16 protein-coding genes and 1 tRNA gene are annotated in these 18,512 nt (G+C 65.1%); 12 read left to right on the top strand and 5 right to left on the bottom strand.

All coding sequences use genetic code 11. The features are described from left to right. Positions 1 to 9 precede the first annotated feature (9 nt). The gene (locus BH95_RS16250; protein WP_033190227.1) at positions 10 to 570 is read right to left on the bottom strand and encodes an FAS1-like dehydratase domain-containing protein; all 561 of its coding nucleotides are present in this window, start codon (positions 568 to 570) and stop codon (positions 10 to 12) included. Positions 571 to 684: 114 nt separating this feature from the next. Beyond that, a complete protein-coding gene (locus BH95_RS16245; RefSeq protein ID WP_019662972.1) occupies positions 685 to 3,000 on the bottom strand; it encodes a DEAD/DEAH box helicase in 2,316 nt (771 codons plus the stop codon). A 497-nt stretch (positions 3,001 to 3,497) separates the two neighbouring features. On the opposite strand from BH95_RS16245, the gene BH95_RS16240 reads away from it, so the two are divergent. The 6 genes from BH95_RS16240 (at position 3,498) to BH95_RS16215 (ending at position 10,075) form a co-directional block, all read left to right on the top strand. Beyond that, a complete protein-coding gene (locus BH95_RS16240; RefSeq protein ID WP_005248460.1) occupies positions 3,498 to 3,701 on the top strand; it encodes a cold-shock protein in 204 nt (67 codons plus the stop codon). A gap of 166 nt (positions 3,702 to 3,867) precedes the next feature. Continuing rightward, positions 3,868 to 4,455: a hypothetical protein gene (locus tag BH95_RS16235; protein WP_019662973.1), complete on the top strand. Its 588-nt coding sequence runs from the start codon at positions 3,868 to 3,870 to the stop codon at positions 4,453 to 4,455. 144 nt (positions 4,456 to 4,599) lie between these two features. Beyond that, positions 4,600 to 7,623 carry a type I DNA topoisomerase gene (topA, locus tag BH95_RS16230; protein ID WP_037183150.1) on the top strand — a complete coding sequence of 1,008 codons (3,024 nt, stop codon included), beginning with the start codon at positions 4,600 to 4,602 and terminating at the stop codon, positions 7,621 to 7,623. A gap of 115 nt (positions 7,624 to 7,738) precedes the next feature. Continuing rightward, the gene (locus BH95_RS16225) at positions 7,739 to 8,293 is read left to right on the top strand and encodes a DUF3558 domain-containing protein (protein WP_244165000.1); all 555 of its coding nucleotides are present in this window, start codon (positions 7,739 to 7,741) and stop codon (positions 8,291 to 8,293) included. After that, positions 8,294 to 8,836, top strand: a complete 543-nt coding sequence (locus BH95_RS16220) for a DUF3558 domain-containing protein (RefSeq protein WP_037183144.1) — start codon at positions 8,294 to 8,296, stop codon at positions 8,834 to 8,836. A gap of 51 nt (positions 8,837 to 8,887) precedes the next feature. Continuing rightward, positions 8,888 to 10,075 (top strand): DNA polymerase III subunit delta', encoded by a 1,188-nt coding sequence (locus BH95_RS16215; RefSeq protein ID WP_020110965.1) that lies wholly within the window; start codon positions 8,888 to 8,890, stop codon positions 10,073 to 10,075. 9 nt (positions 10,076 to 10,084) lie between these two features. Here BH95_RS16215 and BH95_RS16210 read toward each other — a convergent pair whose 3' ends face one another. After that, on the bottom strand, positions 10,085 to 10,603 hold the full coding sequence (locus tag BH95_RS16210; RefSeq protein WP_037183142.1) for a CGNR zinc finger domain-containing protein: 519 nt from the start codon (positions 10,601 to 10,603) through the stop codon (positions 10,085 to 10,087). A gap of 86 nt (positions 10,604 to 10,689) precedes the next feature. On the opposite strand from BH95_RS16210, the gene BH95_RS16205 reads away from it, so the two are divergent. Then, the gene (locus tag BH95_RS16205) at positions 10,690 to 11,391 is read left to right on the top strand and encodes an SDR family oxidoreductase (RefSeq protein WP_020110963.1); all 702 of its coding nucleotides are present in this window, start codon (positions 10,690 to 10,692) and stop codon (positions 11,389 to 11,391) included. A 60-nt stretch (positions 11,392 to 11,451) separates the two neighbouring features. Continuing rightward, positions 11,452 to 11,524 (top strand) — tRNA-Thr (locus BH95_RS16200). Positions 11,525 to 11,587: 63 nt separating this feature from the next. On the opposite strand, the gene BH95_RS16195 is transcribed toward BH95_RS16200, so the two are convergent. Continuing rightward, complete coding sequence (locus BH95_RS16195; protein ID WP_037143282.1) at positions 11,588 to 12,061, bottom strand: flavodoxin family protein; 474 nt, start codon at positions 12,059 to 12,061, stop codon at positions 11,588 to 11,590. Between the two features lie 278 nt (positions 12,062 to 12,339). Between BH95_RS16195 and BH95_RS16190 the strand changes: the two genes are divergently transcribed. The 4 genes from BH95_RS16190 to BH95_RS16175 all read left to right on the top strand — a co-directional run bounded on the left by BH95_RS16190 (position 12,340) and on the right by BH95_RS16175 (position 17,045). Further along, entirely contained in the window at positions 12,340 to 13,317 is a 978-nt protein-coding gene (locus BH95_RS16190) for a LacI family DNA-binding transcriptional regulator (RefSeq protein ID WP_033190113.1), read from the top strand. Positions 13,318 to 13,388: 71 nt separating this feature from the next. After that, the gene (locus tag BH95_RS16185; protein ID WP_037183139.1) at positions 13,389 to 14,231 is read left to right on the top strand and encodes a class I SAM-dependent methyltransferase; all 843 of its coding nucleotides are present in this window, start codon (positions 13,389 to 13,391) and stop codon (positions 14,229 to 14,231) included. Between the two features lie 123 nt (positions 14,232 to 14,354). Next, a complete protein-coding gene (locus BH95_RS16180) occupies positions 14,355 to 16,286 on the top strand; it encodes a S16 family serine protease (protein WP_244164998.1) in 1,932 nt (643 codons plus the stop codon). 57 nt (positions 16,287 to 16,343) lie between these two features. Further along, entirely contained in the window at positions 16,344 to 17,045 is a 702-nt protein-coding gene (locus BH95_RS16175) for a type 1 glutamine amidotransferase domain-containing protein (RefSeq protein ID WP_019662984.1), read from the top strand. 9 nt (positions 17,046 to 17,054) lie between these two features. Here BH95_RS16175 and BH95_RS16170 read toward each other — a convergent pair whose 3' ends face one another. Further along, positions 17,055 to 18,479 (bottom strand): GGDEF domain-containing protein, encoded by a 1,425-nt coding sequence (locus BH95_RS16170; RefSeq protein WP_037183133.1) that lies wholly within the window; start codon positions 18,477 to 18,479, stop codon positions 17,055 to 17,057. Positions 18,480 to 18,512: the final 33 nt, after the last annotated feature.

Genomic DNA, 18,512 nt, shown 5'->3' with positions numbered 1-18,512 from the left:
ACTCGTGCCCTAACCGCCTCTGCGCATGATCCCGTCGAGCAGGCTGCCGAATCCGTCGTCGGCGGCGGTGACGCCGTTGTCGCGCCGCTCGTCGGTCCGGGCGACGAATGTGGTTCTGGTGGTGACGACGGGTTCGCCTGCAGAGTCGCAGATTTCGTTCCTGGTGACCATGATGTCGCTGCCACCGGCCTGGCGGAACGATTCCAGGCACAGGTCGCTCCCCAGGACATCGCCGGTTCGAATCGTTCTGTGCAGCAGGATCTGCTGGTCGGAGTGCAGAATGTCCTTCAGCCCGTAACCGATGAGGAGGTTCTCGAACAGTTCCGGCAGCACGGCTGCGCCGATGACGGCGACGAACGTGACGGGCGCGATGATGCCGTCGTGTCCCAATTCGTGGCCGGCTGCATCGTCGACGTGGGCGGGGTGGTCGTCGTGGACCGCGCGGGCGAATTCGCGGATCTTCTCGCGTCCGACTTCGTAGGTGAACGTTGCGAAGTGGTGCGCGCCCACCAGGTCCCGGATGGATCGGGGCTCGGACACCTCGTGATCGATCAGCGACACCGTCGACATGGTCACCTCTCCTCGTCTCCTGAAGAGAAGTCCACCATCCGACGGGAAGTTGTGCAGCGAAGCGGTCGAACTCGCCCACAACTTACAAAAGTTGCGGCGCCGTCGTGTGGCCGATCACGACGGGCGAATTGCGGCCACCACGGCATCCAGGACCGTCACAGCGCCGTCCTTGTCGAGGGGGTCGTTACCGTTTCCGCATTTCGGCGACTGCACGCACGACGGGCACCCGGACGGGCACTCGCACGAGGTGATCGCCTCCTTCGTCGCCTCCAGCCATTCGACGATCGCTCGATGTCCCCGATCCGCGAAGCCGGCACCACCGTCGTATCCGTCGTAGACGAACACCGTCGGAAGTCCGGTGTCCGGGTGGAGCGCGGTGGAGACGCCGCCGATGTCCCATCGGTCGCAGGTCGCGACCAGAGGTAGCAGACCGATGGCAGCGTGTTCCGCCGCGTGCAGGGAGCCAGGGAACCGTTCGGCGCTAATTCCTCTGTCCTCCAGCAACTCCGGGGTGATCGTGTACATCACGGCACGGGTGTCGAGCGTCTGCTCCGGCATGTCGAGCTCGATCGAATCGAGAATCTCGCCCGAGTGCAGCCGACGCAGGTAGCCGACGACCTGGTGCGTGACATTCACCTGAACGAGCGCGACGGTGACCTGACCGTGAGTGCGTCGAGAGTGGATGTCGGTGATGGCGATGTCGGTGGTCTCGCGGGCGGACGTGCTCCAATCGGGCTGCTCGGGATGAACGAGAGCCAGACCGTCCTCCAGGTTCAGATCGTCGACGACGAAGCTCTCACCCTGGTGAATGTGTACTGCACCGGGATGCACTGTTGCCGGTGCTTTTCCGGAGTCGACCGTCCCGAGCATCCGCCCCGATCCGCCGTCGACGATGGCAACCTGGGTGCCGGTTCCACCGCGGATGTTCACCGACGCGTGCGGGGCGTACTGCTGGCCGTCCGGCGTGATGAACCAACCGTGCGGTCGCTTGCGTACCAACCCGTCCGCGGCGAGACCGTCGAGCACCGCCTCGGCTCCGAACTCGGCGGCCTCGTCGACCGTGATGGGTAGTTCGGCTGCGGCGCAGAGCATCTGGGGTGCGAGGAGATACGGGTTCGACGGATCGGTGACGGTCGCCTCGATCGGTTTGTCCAACAGGGCGGCGGGATGGTGAACGAGGTAGGTGTCCAGTGGGTCGTCTCGGGCGACGAGGGCGACGAGCGACCCCTCACCTCGTCGACCGGACCGACCCGCCTGCTGCCAGAACGAGGACACCGTGCCGGGGAACCCGGCCACCACCACGGCGTCGAGTCCGGCGATGTCGACACCCAACTCCAGTGCGTTGGTGGTCGCGACACCGAGCAGGGTGCCGTCGGACAGATCGGATTCGAGCTTTCGTCGGTCCTCGGCGAGGTACCCCGCGCGGTAGGCCGCGACGCGGCCGGGAAGGTCCCGGTCGACGTCTGCCAGGAGGCGTTGCGTGCCGAGCGCGGTTACCTCGGCGCCGCGCCGGGAACGGACGAACGTGAGTGTGCGCGCGCCCTCGACCATCAAGTCCGCCATGATGCGCGACGCCTCCGCGCCCGCGGATCGCCGGACTGGCGCACCGTTCTCGCCGGTGATCTCCTTCATGAGCGGGGGCTCCCACAGCGCGACGGTGCGTGGGCCGTGCGGAGATCCGTCGTCGGTCACCTCTTCGCACGGTGCGCCGACGAGCCTCGACGCGGCCGTGCCTGGATTGGACGTGGTGGCGCTGGCGAGGACGAAGGTCGGGGTCGCGCCGTAGCGGGCGCAGATTCGGCGGAGGCGCCTCAGGATCAAGGCGACGTTGGATCCGAACACGCCACGGTAGTAGTGACATTCGTCGACGACGACGTAGCGGAGATTGCGCAGAAACCTGGCCCAACGCTCGTGTGCGCCGAGGATCCCGATGTGGATCATGTCGGGGTTGGTGAAGAGCCACCGGGCGTTGGCGCGTGCCCACTGACGGATCTCGATCGGTGTGTCCCCGTCGTAGGCGCTGGGAAATACCTCGGCCAGTTCCGGTGCATCAGCGCGCAACTCGTCGGTGACGGCGATGGTGCTGCGTAGTTGATCGGCACCGAGCGCTTTCGTCGGTGCCAGATAGAGCGCGGTGCCTCGTGGATCGCCGAGAAGTGTGGACAGGATGGGCATCTGGTATGCCAGAGACTTCCCGGATGCTGTGCCGGTTGACAGGACAACATGATGACCATTGTGGGCGAGAGTTGCCGCGTGCGCCTGGTGTGTCCACGGACGTGCGATGCCGCGAGAACGGAGGACGGCGGCTACTTCGGGCTTCAACCATGTTGGCCAGTCCGTGAATTGGGCCTCGCGACCCGGTAGCTCCGCGACGTGGGTGAGGGGCTGCTCGCCCGACGGAGTACCCGCCAGCACTCGGTCGAGAAGCACCCTGCCGTAGCTGTTCGAATGACCCGTCGGCGTTGGATCTGGTTGGGTCACTACTGCTCTCCATGTTTCGGTTCTGTTGCAGGTGCGTCGCGATGACGTCGCGACCTGCGGGTTTCATGCTATCGGTCGGTCATTCGCACGACGACGGCGCCTCGGCATACGTGCTGGTGAGAGGGGTCGGGCGGCGCAAATCTGCCGGTGAGAAGCGTCAAGATCAACAAAATGTGCGAAAACTGACTTTTTCGACTGTTGGAAACGCGAAAAGCGTGGTTGACTTGAACCGGTCGCAGCTTCTGTGTTCGTTTTCACGCTCGCAGGATCTTATGTTGCGGGCGGTGTGCTTTTGGAGCGTTTCCTGAAGGGGTCTGTGGTTCGGCAACGCCTGTCGGACGCGGGTTCCGCCTGAGGGGGAATTCAGGAAGTACAACGGTCGGAACCGGCCCGGTGGACTGTAAGTGCTGCCCACCGCATCCGGTGTTAGAAAGAGAAGGAAAAGCATGGCACAGGGAACTGTGAAGTGGTTCAACGCCGAAAAAGGCTTTGGATTCATCGCACCAGAAGACGGCTCCGCTGACGTTTTCGTCCACTACTCCGAGATCCAGGGCAGCGGCTTCCGCACCCTCGAGGAGAACCAGCGCGTCGAGTTCGAGGTCGGCCAGGGAACCAAGGGACCCCAGGCAACCGGAGTTCGCGCAGTCTGATCGACACCCGCTCCCCGCGAGCGGAATCGACACCTCTCATCCCCCTATCGCTTTCGGTGCATGCCGAAGCGAAGGGGGATGAGTTGTATCCACGGCCACTGCCGACACTGTCTCCTCGGGTCGTTCCTGCAGGCTCCACTCTCGCTTTTGTTCTACTGTCCACATTGTGAACCAGTTGTCCTTCTTCTCCGCCGAGTCGCTGCCGCCGTCGGTGACCGACTTGAGTGGACTTCTCGCGTCCACCGGGCAGGTGGTTCTGTCGGCGTCCGGTGCTCGCATCTCGGTCGTCGTCGATTCGTCCTGGCGCGCCGAGGCCATCGCGGACCTGATGGCGGAGTGCGGGCTCGTGTCCGAACTCGGCCGGTCCGAGGAGGACAGGCCGCTGGTGCGGACGGCGTCGGTGCCCGAGTTGTCGGCACTCGCGTCGTTGTGGACGAAGGGCGCGGTCAAGTCGATGCCGCCGGGTTGGGTGCCCGGCGCCCGCGAGCTCCGCGCGTGGGTGCTCGCAGGCGGCCGACCGGAAGCCGAGGGCGAACGGTATGTTCTGGGACTGGATCCGCATGCGCCCGACACGCACGCCCCGTTGGCTCAGTCGCTGATGAGAGCAGGGATAGCTCCCACTCTCATCGGCACCCGAGGCTCCAATCCAGGGCTCCGCATCACCGGGCGCAGGCGAATGCTGAGGCTGGTCGAGAACGTCGGACCTGCGCCGGAAAATCCGGACGCACGTACCAGTTGGCCGACCGCCGAGTAAGAAGATGTGAAGCTGATCTGCGAGTATTTTGACGTCGTATGCCACTCTGTTACCAGGCGGACCGGCACGATTGTCGGTTTCGACAGGTAGAAACTGCTCGCGGAGTGGCTCTACAGGACGCAACGAGGAAGGTTCGGCAGCAAGGTGGCAACACGCAAGAACGGCACGGGGGATACCACCACCGGCGGTGCCCAGCCGCGCCGCCTTGTCATCGTGGAGTCTCCGACCAAGGCCAAGAAGATCGCCCCCTACCTGGGGAGCAACTACGTGGTCGAGGCGTCGGTCGGCCACATCCGTGACCTTCCACGCGGTGCCGCGGACGTCCCCGCGAAGTACAAGGGTGAGCCGTGGGCCCGCCTCGGCGTAGACGTCGACCACGATTTCGAGGCCCTCTACGTCGTCTCGCCGGAGAAGAAGGGCAAGGTCGCCGAGCTCAAGAGCCTGCTCAAGGACGCCGACGAACTCTTCCTCGCCACCGACCCCGACCGCGAGGGTGAGGCCATCGCCTGGCATCTCCTCGAGACCCTGAATCCCAAGATCCCCGTTCGACGCATGGTCTTCCACGAGATCACCAAGCCGGCCATCCTCGCGGCCGCTGCCGATACCCGTGAGCTGGACCAGGATCTGGTCGACGCGCAGGAAACCAGGCGCATCCTCGACCGGCTCTACGGCTACGAAGTGTCGCCGGTGCTGTGGAAGAAGGTCATGCCGAAGCTGTCGGCGGGCCGTGTGCAGTCCGTCGCCACCCGGATCATCGTTCAGCGCGAGCGCGACCGAATGGCGTTCCGGAGCGCCGAGTACTGGGACATCTCGGCCACCCTCGATGCCGGGGCAGAGGCGTCGCCGCGCAGTTTCGGCGCGCGGCTGGTCAACGTCGACGGTTCTCGCGTGGCCGCGGGTCGTGATTTCGGTGCCGACGGAAAGCTGAAGTCCGACGGTGTCACCGTTCTGGACGAACCGCGTGCCCGACGCCTCGCCGAGGCCCTTCAGGGCGTGGACCTCACCGTCGCGTCCGCCGAGGACAAGCCGTACACCCGTAAGCCGTACCCGCCGTTCATGACGTCGACGCTGCAGCAGGAAGCAGGCCGCAAGCTGCGGTTCTCCTCCGAGCGCACCATGCGCGTCGCGCAGCGGTTGTACGAGAACGGCTACATCACCTACATGCGTACCGACTCGACGACGCTGTCGGAGTCGGCTATCTCGGCGGCCAGGTCGCAGGCGACCGAGCTGTACGGTGCGGAGTACGTGCATCCGTCGCCGCGTCAGTACACGCGCAAGGTCAAGAACGCCCAGGAGGCGCACGAGGCAATCAGGCCTGCAGGCGATGTGTTCCAGACGCCTGGCCAGTTGCACTCCGCGCTGCAGACCGACGAGTTCCGGTTGTACGAGCTGATCTGGCAGCGGACCGTCGCTTCTCAGATGGCCGACGTGCGGGGCACGACGCTGACGCTGCGCATCACCGGTACCGCGGGCACCGGCGAACAGTGCACGTTCTCGTCGTCCGGCCGTACCATCACCTTCGCGGGCTTCCTGAAGGCCTACGTGGAGAGCGTCGACGACGAGGCAGGCGGTCAGTCCGACGACGCCGAGTCTCGGCTCCCTGCGCTGAAGGAAGGCGCCGCGGTCACCGCGACCCAGCTCGATCCGGACGGCCACACCACCAACCCACCCGCTCGGTACACCGAGGCGTCGCTCATCAAGACCCTCGAAGAGCTGGGTATCGGCCGGCCGTCGACGTACGCGTCGATCATCAAGACAATCCTCGACCGCGGATACGTCTACAAACGCGGCAGCGCACTCGTGCCGTCGTGGGTGGCGTTCTCGGTGGTCGCGCTGCTGGAGGCTCACTTCGGCCGCCTCGTCGACTTCGATTTCACGGCGGGCATGGAGGACGACCTCGACGCCATCGCCGGTGGTCGTGAGCGCCGCGGCGACTGGTTGACGAGCTTCTACTTCGGTGGGGACACCGGGGCCGAGGGCTCCGTCGCGAGGTCCGGTGGCCTGAAGAAGATGGTCGGCACCAACCTCGAGGACATCGACGCTCGCGTCATCAACTCCATCAGGTTGTTCGACGACGATCAGGGCCGCGAGATCCATGTACGCGTCGGGCGCTACGGCCCGTACCTCGAGCGAATGGTGAAGAACGACGACGATCCCGATGGGGATCCGATCTCGCAGCGCGCCAACCTGCCCGACGATCTGCCGCCGGACGAGTTGACCATCGACTTCGCGGAAAAACTGTTCGCGACCCCGCAGGAAGGCCGCAAGCTCGGTGCCGACCCGCTGACGGGTCACGAAATCGTTGCCAAGGAAGGGCGTTTCGGTCCGTACGTCACCGAGATCCTGCCCGAGCCGGAGCCGGAACCGACTCCTCCCGAGCCGGACATCGTGCCGATTCCACAGGACTCGGACGGTGGAGGTGGCACCAAGACCGCAGTGAAGAAAGCTGCGGCGAAGAAGGCTCCGGCGAAGAAGGCTCCGGCCAAGAAGGCGGCGAAGAAGGCCACCGGACCCAAGCCCCGCACCGGTTCTCTGCTGAAGTCGATGGATCTGGCGACCATCACGCTCGAGGACGCCCTCAAGCTTCTGTCGTTGCCTCGAGTCGTCGGCGTCGATCCGGAATCTAAGGAAGAAATCACCGCCCAGAACGGTCGCTACGGCCCGTACCTGAAGAAGGGCACGGACTCTCGGTCGCTGACCGACGAGGAGCAGCTCTTCACCGTCACCTTGGACGAGGCGCTGAAGATCTACTCCGAGCCGAAGCGACGCGGACGGCAAGGTGAAGCGAAGCCACCTCTGCGTGAGCTCGGCACCGACCCGGTCAGCGAGAAGCCGATGGTGATCAAGGACGGCCGCTTCGGTCCCTACGTCACCGACGGCGAGACCAACGCGAGCCTCCGCAAGGACGACGACGTCGCCACCATCACCGACGATCGCGCCTCGGAGCTCCTGGCGGACAGGCGTGCCCGCGGACCGGTGAAAAAAAAGGCAACCAAGAAGGCCGCCACCAAGAAGGCCACCACGAAGGCAACGGCCACCAAGACCGCAGCCAAGAAGACCCCGGCGAAGAAAGCCGCAGCCAAGAAAACTGCTGCCAAGAAAACGCCTGCCAAGAAGACCCCGGCGAAAAAAGCTGCAGCGAAGAAAGCTCCTCCAGCGGACTCCTGATCGCTTCAAACGATGGGGTGCCTGTCGGTCTGCTCGCCTCCATCTGCTCGTATGAACGAACCTTTCGAGCGATGAGGGTGGGCGACGGAACCAACTGCGGCCTCGGTGCGTCCAAGTGGGTGTGGGGAAGAAACTGGTAGTCCTGCTGTGCGTGTTGTTGTCGGTGGTCGCATGTGCTCGGACCTCGCCCGGCAGAGCTGTCGGCCAGGATGCATGGCACGGGCAAGGTCTTGCCGCTGGTGGGTCTACGGGCGGGCAGGCGCCGTCGCCGTCCCCGGCAGCGGTCCCGTCGGCGACCCCGTCGTCCTTCGATCCGTGTGTCCTCGAGGATCTGCAGCTGAGTATCTACGCGGGCGTGGATCCGGCAACCAAGGAACCGTTGCCGGGGGTGGACGGGTGTAGCTGGACGGGCCAGTCCGGGCGTTTCTCGGTCGGGTACAGCGAAGGCGTCGACCGGACTCGGCTCGCGACCACACCCGGAGTCACCGAGTTGAGCGAGTTCGAGGCGGACGGTCAGATGGTGGACAATTTCGTGTTCGAGGGAAACAGGTGCATCTCGTTGGCCGAGATCGATGGCCGAACAGTGCAGTTCACGCTCGCGGAAACGGATTTCGATTCCTTCTGTATACGGCTGAAGGTCGCGACGACACTGATCCTGGAGGACATCTAGATGCGACGATCGGCAGCGCTGGCCATGCTGACAAGTGCGTTCGTGTTGTCCGTCGGGGCGTGCGGTTCCGGTGTCGGCGGGACGGCCACGGCGTCGGACGAGGTCCTCGATGCATCCGAAACAGAGTACGTGACAACGACTTCCGTCGAACCGTCTCCGGAATTCGACCCCTGCGCCTTGCCGGATGCGCTGCTGAGCGATCTCGATCTGGCGGAGGCTCGACCCACTGCGGTCGGAGAGCTCGGGTGTATCTGGGGGAACGACCGTATCGCGGTGTCGGTTCTGGTGTTCGAGGACACGTCGACGCTACCCGACCCGTACACGAGCCCCTCGACCACCGAGGTTCGTACGCTGACCGACGGCGGGTACACCACCTACGCCTTCCTGCTCGACGGCGACACGTACACCACTCAGACGATGACGGCGTCGGGTGCCGTGATGCTGAGCGCGAATCGACTCGGTGTTTCGTCCGCCGAGGAGGTGCGTGCCGGCTCGATCGACGTTTTGCGCGTGGTGCTGCCACACCTGCCGCCGCCTGCGTGATGCGCCGGGCGCGAGGCGTTCGTGTCGCACCGAGCGACTAGGCTCGCTGGCATGGCGGGAGTTTTCGATCGGCTGATCGGCCAAGAGGACGTGGAAGCAGAGCTGACCGCCGCGGCCGTCGGCGCTCGTACCGGGGACTCGGGGTCCGCGATGACGCACTCCTGGTTGTTCACCGGCCCTCCCGGGTCCGGTCGATCCATCGCTGCTCTGTGTTTCGCGGCGGCCCTGCAATGCACCACGGAGGGGTCACCGGGCTGCGGTACCTGCCATCCGTGCACCACGACGATGGCCGGCACCCACGGCGATGTCCGGCGGATCATCCCGCAGGGCTTGAGCATCAGCGTCAAGGAGATGCGGGAGATCGTGCAGATCGCTGCGCGTCGGCCCAGCACCGGGCGCTGGCAGATCGTCGTCATCGAAGATGCGGATCGGCTCAGCGAGGCGGCCGCCAACGCGTTGCTGAAGGTCGTCGAGGAGCCGCCGGAGCGGACGGTCATGTTGCTGTGTGCGCCGTCGACCGATCCGGAGGACATGTCCGTCACCCTCCGCTCGCGCTGCCGCCATGTGCATCTCGTGACGCCCACGACGCCGGCGATCGCGCAGGTTCTGCAGACCCGCGACAAGCTCGATGCGGAGACGGCCCAGTGGGCGGCGTCGATCAGCGGTGGACACGTGGGACGCGCACGGCGACTGGCGAAAGACGAGGACGCTCGTGCCAGGCGCAAGCGGGCCCTCGGCCTCGCGTCGGCTGCAGCGCGGCCCAATCAGGCCTATCTCGCGGCCGAGGAGATGGTAAAGGCTGCGGAGACCGAAGCCGCGGAGATAAGTGCCGCCCTCGACGACGTGGAGATGGAAGAGCTGCGCACCGCGCTCGGCGCAGGCGGCACCGGTAAGGGCGCGGCGGGCGCGCTGCGGGGGTCTGCAGGCGTCATCAAGGAGCTCGAGGCGCGGCAGAAATCGCGGCGTACCCGTAATCTTCGAGACGCTTTCGACCGAGCTCTGATCGACCTCGCCGGTTTGTATCGCGATGCGTTGACCCGCTCCTACGGATCCACCGCTGTGCTCAACCATCCGGACATGTCGGAACAGATCGAACGTATGGCCAGGGGTGCGTCGCCGGAGGCTCTGTTGAAGAGTATCGAGGCAATCCTCGAATGCCGTGAAGCCTTGGCGCTCAACTCCAAGCCCAAGTTCGCCGTCTACGCCATGGTCGCGCAATTGGGTGCAGCGCTGCGCTGAGGCGTGAGATCAGGCCCTCCGCCGCGCCCGCGAAGCCCGAAGATTCGCGATGTTCCCGCAGGTCTTGACGTCGTGCCAGACGCCGCTGTTGTTGCGGGAACGGTCATAGAACGCAGAGCCGCACGGTTCGTTCCTGCAACGCTTGAGTCGCCGCCAGGTGTCCGCGCGTTGAGCCAGCAGAACCTCGGCCCAGATACGCGACGTCACGTACTCGTGGCCGGTTCCAGACGGTCCCAACTGGACGGTTCCCGACGCGTCAAGGGTGAGGACGGCGTCGGCGGGCGCCGTTTCCGGGGGCGTGCCTGCGATGAGGAGTTCGAGCGTCGTGCGCAGTTCGCGTAGTGCCGCGGCGTCGGCATCGCTGAGGTCGTGCCCCATCGCCGCGGATGCCACCGCGCCGTCGGCGAGCAGGTCCGGGAGTCCTTTTGCGTCGATGGCTCGGGTGTTGAGCAGGTTCTGGACGTGAGCGAGGCCGTCGGGGGCGGGGTCGAGGCGGAAGCGCTCCGTCGGCGTCGGCGTCGATGACATAACTCAACAGTATTTGACTATGTCGATCCGGGCAAGTACTACTGACATAGTCAAAAGCATTTCAGATATGTCGAAGGGTGAGTCCGATGGTGGCAATCGAAGGCGCGGTCGTAGTGGTGACCGGTGGGCAGCGTGGGCTGGGCAAATCGATCGTCGACGAGTTCCTGGCGCGCGGCGCGGCGAAGATCTACGCGACGGCCAGGACGCCCAAGCCGACGGATGATCCGCGCGTCGTCGCGAAGCCGCTCGATGTCACCGACCCGGAATCCGTCGCGGAACTGGCTCGGGAGCTGACCGATGTCACCATCGTCGTCAACAATGCAGGCGCCCCGGGATCGGGTCCGTTGCTGGGATCGACACTCGAGGACGTGCGGACCGTGTTCGAGACCAACTTCTTCGGTGCCGTGCGGGTCGCGCAGTCCTTCGCGCCGATTCTCGCGAGCAACGGCGGCGGTGCACTCGTCGACGTGCATTCGGTTCTGTCCTGGGTGGGCGGCGCCGGAGCGTACGGCGCGTCGAAGGCCGCACTGTGGTCGGCGACCAACTCGCTTCGAGTCGAACTCGGCCCGCAGGGGACCCTCGTGACGGGAGTGCATCTGGGTTACACCGACACGGACATGATCGCGGAACTGGACGTTCCGAAGAACGATCCGAAGGATGTGGCGAAAGCCATCGTCGACGGCGTCGCGAACGGGGACACCGAGGTACTCGCCGACGACGTGACCAGGTACTTCAAGTCCGTTCTCGCCGGCCCGGTCGAGGGTCTCGCCATCCCAGCAGGGGCCTGAGGGGAGTCGATTTCAGTTTCGGGCTGATGCTCCGTTAGACTCACCAACGCCGAAAGGCACGCCGCCTTAGCTCAGTCGGTAGAGCATTTCACTCGTAATGAAAAGGTCAAGAGTTCGATTCTCTTAGGCGGCTCGTAAGAGCGAAACCCCTTCCCAATGTCAGTTGGGGAGGGGTTTTGTCGTGCGGGGCGGGGTCTCATCGAGCGTTGTCGAGCAGGTGCTCGGCGAAGGCGCGGGCGGAGGCGAGGTCGGTGTTGTTCGGTCGCCCGCGTCGGATGCCACCGACGAGCTTGAACGGCATGAATGTGTCGAATCCGCGGCAGGAGAAACCTCCGACGACGTCGAAGCCTTTGTGTTCGAGCCGTTCGACGAGTGATGCGGAGAAGCGGAGCCAGCGGGATTCGGCGAGGCCGCTGGTGGCGAAGAGGAACGCGGGTTTGCCGTCCTGGGGTGGTAGTGCCTCGATGTAGGCAACCAGGTCGGAGTGGAACGAGCCGTAGTAGATGCCTGATCCGAAGCCGACGAGGTCGTGCCCGTCGAGGTCGCGGCCGGCGGGATCGGCCGATTCGGGTGAGATCACCGAGGCGCCGAGGACCCCGGCGATGGCGTCGGCGACCTGTCTGGTGTTTCCGTGGGAGACGGATGCGCAGACAAGGATCGGTTCGCTCATGCCTTCGAGCTTAGCGACGGTCGATCCACAGCCGACCGGCCTCGTTTACTCACAGGCGTGTAATTCGCATACACAGCCCCTGAGCAGTGAAAACCTGTCGCTCGCGCACGTTCATCCACACGCCATCCACAGATCGGACAGGTTGGTCCTCGAGATTTCCACAGGTTTGTCCACAGCCTGTTAGTGCATATGTTCGAATGGGCGTCGGGGAGGCGTTCTGTCTACTGTTGCTCTCGAGGCGAAAACGACGGAAAGGGACTTCTGTGGCTCGACCGACCATGGCCGATGTGGCGAAAGCTGCCGGGGTGTCACCTGCGCTCGTCTCGATCGTCATGCGGGGAGTGGAGGGGGCTTCGGAGGAGACTCGTGCGCGGATCAAGTCGATCGCCGATGAGATCGGTTACGTCCCGGACCGTCGTGCGCAGAAACTTCGTCAGACCAGCTCCCGCCTGTTGGGGGTCACGTTCGATCTGCAGCAGCCGTTCCACGGCGATCTCGTCGAGCAGATCTACGGCGTTGCCGAACGCGCCGGGTACGACGTGATGCTCGGTGCAGTCGCGCCCACTCGGGACGAGGCCAGTGCGGTGAAGACGCTCGTGCACGAGCGATGCGAAGCAGCGCTGCTGCTCGGGTCGCGAATGGATGCAACCGAACTCGGTTCGGTCGACCGCGCGGTGCCGGTCGTGACGCTGCTGCGCACCAGCGGCGTCGACGGTATCGGATCGGTGCGCGGTGACGATGTGGCCGGTGTCGGTTCGGCGGTGGAGCATCTGATTTCATTGGGACACAAGCGAATCGCCCACATCGACGGTGGCAGTTCGGCGGGCGCGCAGGACAGGCGCCAAGGCTTCACCGACGCCATGACAAGGCACGGTCTGCCGGCCCCCATCGTCGAGGGTGGTATCACCGAAACCGAAGGCGCACAGGGAATGCGGCAGCTGCTCGACTCGTCCGATCCTCCGACGGCCGTGGTGGCGTTCAACGACAACTCCGCCACCGGAGTACTGGATCACCTGCTCCGTCGCGGTGTCGACGTACCGGGGGACGTCTCGGTCGTCGGATACGACGATTCTCGCTTGGCGCGCATTGCCCACATCCAGCTGACGTCGATCTCTCAGGATGTGGCCGCGCTCGCCGAGGCTGCGGTGCAGGAAGCGCTCGCGCGGATAGCGGGTGAGACTGCGCGCGATGTGGTGCTGGCGCCGGAGCTCGTCCGGCGAAGGACGACGGCACCCCCGCGGCGAGCCTCCGCCTGATCTGTACTTATCGGACATTCAGGTTGGCTCCGTAGGCTTGTTGAAACTGAAAGCGTTCAGGGGGCCATCTGATGGATCGAGCCGACCACAACCAGCACGTCTTCGACGATGCCCACGTCGCAGCCGTGTACGAGTCCTACGCCGCGCCGACCACTGGATTCCTCGACGGCGGCGAGGCCGCTGCACTCGCGCTCGCCGCACCCCACGTTCGAGGTCGACCGGTGCTCGACATCGGTGTAGGAGGTGGCCGAACGACACCGTTGCTGCGGCTGCTCTCCGATGACTACACGGCAGTGGACTACTCACCCAACATGATCGACGCGTTCCGGCGTAGTTTTCCGCAATTCCCGGCTCACGTCGCCGACGCCCGCGACATGCGTCCGATCGCCGATGGACGCTACGGATTGGTGCTCTTCAGCAACAACGGAATGGACACTGTCGACCACGACGACAGACTGTCGGTGATGCGTGAGTGCCGCCGCGTCGTCGCCGTCGACGGCATCGTCGTGGTAGCGACGCTCAACAAGAACGGCCCCGGATTCGGCGAGTCACCGTTCCAGCTCTCGCGCCCCAACCGTCCGATGACGTTCTCGCCGCGCAAGATCGCCGTGTCAGTCGGGCGTCGTGTTCTGGATCCGGCTGGTTCGGTACGCAGAGTGGTGAACTGGCGACGGCATCGGGGTCTGACGGTCGACCACGGTTCGTGGGCAGTCGGTCCGCTCGCTGCACACGACTTCGGGCCGGTCATGCACTTCACGTCGTTGACGGACCTGCGCAGTCTCGTCGTCGGCGCAGGGTTCGACATTCTGTCGATACTCGGCGACGACGGCGCCGCGATCCCGCCCGAGGTGACCGAGTCCACGGTGGACAACTTCACCGTCGTGCTGCGCCCTGCTGGTCGCTCGGTCGGGTAGTCGCAGCGATTTCTACCCAGTCTGCTCGAGTGGATCTACTCATGGCCTGACGGGCTGCCATCTCCTACATTGAACGGGCGATTGTTCTTTTTGTCCGATTCGGTGTGTTCGGGGAGGGTTGTCATGGCAAGGCGGAGAGTTCTCGCGACCAGGTCGGTCGCCGTGGGGGTGGCCGCGGTACTCGCGGTCGGCTGCGCATCGACGACGCAGGGGACGGCACTGTCCGAGGGGATGAGTGCGGTATCGACGGAGAGCAGGTCGATGACCATCGCGCCGCTCTTCACCACCGGAAGCGGCGACGGTGGAGTCGGTGAGGAAATCGTCACGAGGTCGGCGACCACGGACTCGTCGTTTCGCGTCGACTTCTCCGAAGACGAGGTCTCCGGCCTGGGCGACGCCTCGAGGGCGGCGTCGTGGAACGCCGCGATCGTTTCGACGTTGATCATGTCGCAGCCGATGTCCGGTCGCTTCGAGTTCGAGATCAGCGGGCAGATCGACGGTCCCAGCGCGGGCGCGTTGAAGACCGCGGCGCTCATCGCGTTGCAGCGCGACGAACAGATCTCCGACACCGCGACGATGACCGGAACGATCAACGCAACGGGCACCATCGGTCCTGTCGGCGGCATCCCCGAGAAGGTGCAGGCCGCGGGCGCCGCCGGGTACGACACGGTGCTGATCCCACTCGGGCAACGCAACAGCACCGACCGCAACGGAGACAGTGTCGATGTCGTGCGGATCGGGGACCGAGCCGGAGTGAACGTCGTCGAGGTCGGTGATATCTACGAGGCGTACGGGCTGCTCACCGGCTCCGAGTTGGAGGCACCGAGGCTGGAACCGGACACGCGGCTCGACAACCGGGCGTACGACAAGGTCGATGCGCAGTACACCGCCGCGATGGGCCGGTACGACAATGCGCTGACGATGCTGGACACGCTCGACGTGAACATCCTTCGGACGATGATGAACACCGGGCTCCCGGAGACTGCTGCGAAGGCCGCCGACCGGGCTCGAGATCTGCATCGGCAAGGGTCGATAGCCGGCGCGTTGGTCACCGCGCTAGAAGCTGCGGCCGTCATGGAAGCGTCGTATTCGGTGGGTAACTCGTTGACACCGTTGGTCTCTCAGGGTCCGGCGGGTCTGGGCGCATTTGTTGTGCAGGCTACCAACACCGGTCCGGCGGAAGCCGCGTTCTTCTCGTTTCTCGATTCCATCGCCACGTTCGAACCCAAGACCTTGCCCGACGTCGAAGCAGTGGTCAACGCGTACGCGGGCGCCTTCGACGCGCTGACGATCTTCGACTACGCCGCAAGCGAGATCGAGGCGATCGACGGCCGGATCGACACACAACCCATCGATATCGTCGAGTTCGTCGACTATCTCTCGACCCCGTTGATCTTTCTCGAAGCAGCGAAAGCCCAACTGGCAGGTACGAAAGCCGTGTGGGAGGTCGGCCGCGACAATCCTGGCGCCGACATCGACTCGGGCGTCGACCTCGCTCAGGTCGGCGACTTCTTCCGCCGCGGCGCCGACGCCAACCTCGCCGCGTTTCGGACCGGAATGCCCGCCCAGGTGGCGGATCGTACGGGGCGCTCACTGGATTCGGTGATCGGCCAGCTGTCCTACATGGACATCGACGTCGCGGCAGCCGTGCACCAACGGAACGCGCAGCCCGCGATCGAGAAGTATCTCGGAGAGGGAAAACCCAACGGGCAGTACGCGACCATCGGTTACGGCGTCAGCAACTACGTCCGCAATCAGCAACTGGTCGAGAAGTACTACAACAACGCGATCACCGACGACAACCTCCGCGTCACCGGGTTCATGTACGAGAACGCGCTGTCGAACGCTTTCGACCTCGCCCGCGCGCAGTTGTCCTCCGACATCGCGGCACTGCAGGCCGGCGGTACACAACCGGTCATCACCGTCGGGCAGTTCGAAAGCGCAGGCGTCAGGCGTGCGGGCACCCCGCTGGAGCAGTTCAACGCCCTCGGCGCCTACAACAGCGGGTACGTGACGACGAGGCTCATGACGTACCTGTCCTCACCTGGTAAGTGACGATGACCGGAGTGCGCGACTGATTCGGAAGTAGCGCCAGCGGGCATGCCAGGGCGCATGACGAAACTATTGTTCGCTGTGACCGCCGCCGACCACTGGACCCTGAACGACGGAACCAAGCATCCGACGGGCTTCTGGGCCGAGGAACTCGTCGAATCTCACCGCACGTTCGTCGACGCCGGCTGGGATGTCGTCGTCGCGACGCCGGGTGGCAGGGCGCCCGTCGTCGACGAGGGATCGCTTGCGGTCGACGCCAACGGAGGCGACGAGGTGAAGGTCGCCGACCAGAAGAAATACTTGGACTCGATCGAGTCGATACTGCAGAACCCGGCCTCGCTCGAGGATCAGCGGGCATCGGACTTCGATGCAATCTTCGTGCCGGGAGGCCACGGGCCGATGGAGGACCTCGCGGTGTCGACGAGTTTCGGTGCGCTCGTGACCGATTTCCTGAGCACGGGCAAGATCGTGTCGGCAGTGTGCCACGCACCCGCTGCCCTGCTGCCTGCCACGACGTCGGACGGGGGATGGGTGTTCGACGGCTATCAGCTGACCGGTTTCACCGACGAGGAGGAAACCCAGGCAGGTCTGGCGGACAAGGCGCCGTGGCTTCTCGAATCCAGGTTGAAGGAGCTCGGCGCACGGTTCGAGAGCTCCGATCCGTGGTCGCCGCACGTCGTCGTCGACCGCACGCTCTACACCGGGCAGAATCCGGCGTCGACGAAACCGTTGGCGGACAGAGTGGTTCAAGCTCTGTCCTGACAGTGTCCGTCAGCTCGACCGGTGAACGTCGCTCGCGGGTGTTGCTGTGACGATGCGATTGCGGCCCTGTCGCTTCGCGTCGTACAGCGCCCGGTCGGCAGCGTCGAAGAGCATCTCGAGACTGTCGGATCCGTGCGCGAGTCCGATGCTGACGGTCACGCCGTGACCGGCGAAGTGCTCTGTCGCACGCTGGAACTGGCCGATGCGAATGGTGTCTGCGATGGCGTAGGCGTCGAGCTCGGAGACGTCGGTGCAGAACACCGCGAATTCTTCTCCGCCGAGCCGCGCGAACAGGTGACGGCGGCCGAGGTGAGACCGGACGTCGTCGGCGAATCGCTCGAGAGCACCGTCGCCCGCGCTGTGCCCGTACGTGTCGTTGAGGGCCTTGAAGTGATCGAGGTCCATCATCAGGACCGTGGCAACACCGTCGGCGGCGTCGCGGGTCAAACGGTGTGCGCGACGGAAGAACTCGTCCCGGCGTAGGGCGCCGGTCAGGTCGTCGTGAGCGACGGCGTGGCGTAACGCGGTGATGGCTGCGCGCCGCTCGTTGGTCACGCAGGCCACGGCGATCGGGGCGATCGCGAGGAACGACAATCCGATGCTCACCGACAGTTCCACCGGCATCGCGCCGAGGTCCGGGACCCCGATGTGCCCGTCGGCGGTGAGGACGAGCATCCACATCGTCGTCGTCCAGATGAACAGCGATGTGACGAAGACCCCCGTCGTCAACGCGGCCACGACGAGGGCGGGCATGGCGAACGTGATCGCGCCCGAGCCTCCGACCGCCCACACGAGGATCAGGCAGAGCACCAGCAACGCAGCGGCTGGGGCGACCCGCCGCGCGAGTGCGATGACCTCGCCGCGCCGACGGAATCGACGGAGGTCCGCCCTCGTGGGCGCGGTGAGAACCGCAGGCATGACCGCCATGTAGTTGAGGAACTCTCCGGAGAACCAGCGCGCCCATCCGCTCTGCCACGGAGTCGACTCGATGGCCGAGTTCGCGAATCCGCCCGCGACACCGGCGACGGAGGACGCGACGAGAATGACCGCGGCCACCAACGCAAGCGACTGGACACGCGTCAGCCAGGGGCGTTGCTGGCCGATGAGACGGAAGACCAGGAAGCCCGCCGCGACGCCTGCGACGTTGCACAGGTTGAGGACGAGGTTGGAGAACAGTGGACTACCGGTCACCGTGTCGGCGGCAATGTAGCCGAGCGTCGCACTGACCCAGGTGGCGGGCGTTGCGAGGCGCGGTGAGCGAAGCAGTATGCCCAGCAGCAGGGCGTTGGCGGGCCAGAACACGGCCAGCGTGCCCGGAAGGCGAGTTGCGATCCCGAACAGACAGGCGAGAAACACCACTGCGCCGACGAGTGCTGCGCGACGAGTCACGTCGGCAGCGCTGCCGACACGTGAGCTGACGCGCTGCGAATCCATCGAAATGCCCGTTTCTGAACGATTCGTAGGGAA

This window comes from Rhodococcoides fascians A44A, assembly GCF_000760735.1.
Classification (GTDB): Bacteria; Actinomycetota; Actinomycetes; order Mycobacteriales; family Mycobacteriaceae; genus Rhodococcoides; species Rhodococcoides fascians_E.
The sequence above is the reverse complement of the archived record's forward strand: the minus strand, read 5'-3'. Positions and strand labels throughout refer to the sequence as shown.

Excerpts from the sequence above, each read along its gene's own strand:
- BH95_RS16250 (WP_033190227.1), bottom strand. The coding sequence starts at position 570 with ATGTCGACGGTGTCGCTGATCGATCACGAGGTGTCCGAGCCCCGATCC.
- BH95_RS16240 (WP_005248460.1), top strand. The coding sequence starts at position 3,498 with ATGGCACAGGGAACTGTGAAGTGGTTCAACGCCGAAAAAGGCTTTGGA.
- BH95_RS16220 (WP_037183144.1), top strand. The coding sequence starts at position 8,294 with ATGCGACGATCGGCAGCGCTGGCCATGCTGACAAGTGCGTTCGTGTTG.
- BH95_RS16215 (WP_020110965.1), top strand. The coding sequence starts at position 8,888 with ATGGCGGGAGTTTTCGATCGGCTGATCGGCCAAGAGGACGTGGAAGCA.
- BH95_RS16210 (WP_037183142.1), bottom strand. The coding sequence starts at position 10,603 with ATGTCATCGACGCCGACGCCGACGGAGCGCTTCCGCCTCGACCCCGCC.
- BH95_RS16205 (WP_020110963.1), top strand. The coding sequence starts at position 10,690 with ATGGTGGCAATCGAAGGCGCGGTCGTAGTGGTGACCGGTGGGCAGCGT.
- BH95_RS16195 (WP_037143282.1), bottom strand. The coding sequence starts at position 12,061 with ATGAGCGAACCGATCCTTGTCTGCGCATCCGTCTCCCACGGAAACACC.
- BH95_RS16190 (WP_033190113.1), top strand. The coding sequence starts at position 12,340 with ATGGCCGATGTGGCGAAAGCTGCCGGGGTGTCACCTGCGCTCGTCTCG.
- BH95_RS16185 (WP_037183139.1), top strand. The coding sequence starts at position 13,389 with ATGGATCGAGCCGACCACAACCAGCACGTCTTCGACGATGCCCACGTC.
- BH95_RS16180 (WP_244164998.1), top strand. The coding sequence starts at position 14,355 with ATGGCAAGGCGGAGAGTTCTCGCGACCAGGTCGGTCGCCGTGGGGGTG.
- BH95_RS16175 (WP_019662984.1), top strand. The coding sequence starts at position 16,344 with ATGACGAAACTATTGTTCGCTGTGACCGCCGCCGACCACTGGACCCTG.
- BH95_RS16170 (WP_037183133.1), bottom strand. The coding sequence starts at position 18,479 with ATGGATTCGCAGCGCGTCAGCTCACGTGTCGGCAGCGCTGCCGACGTG.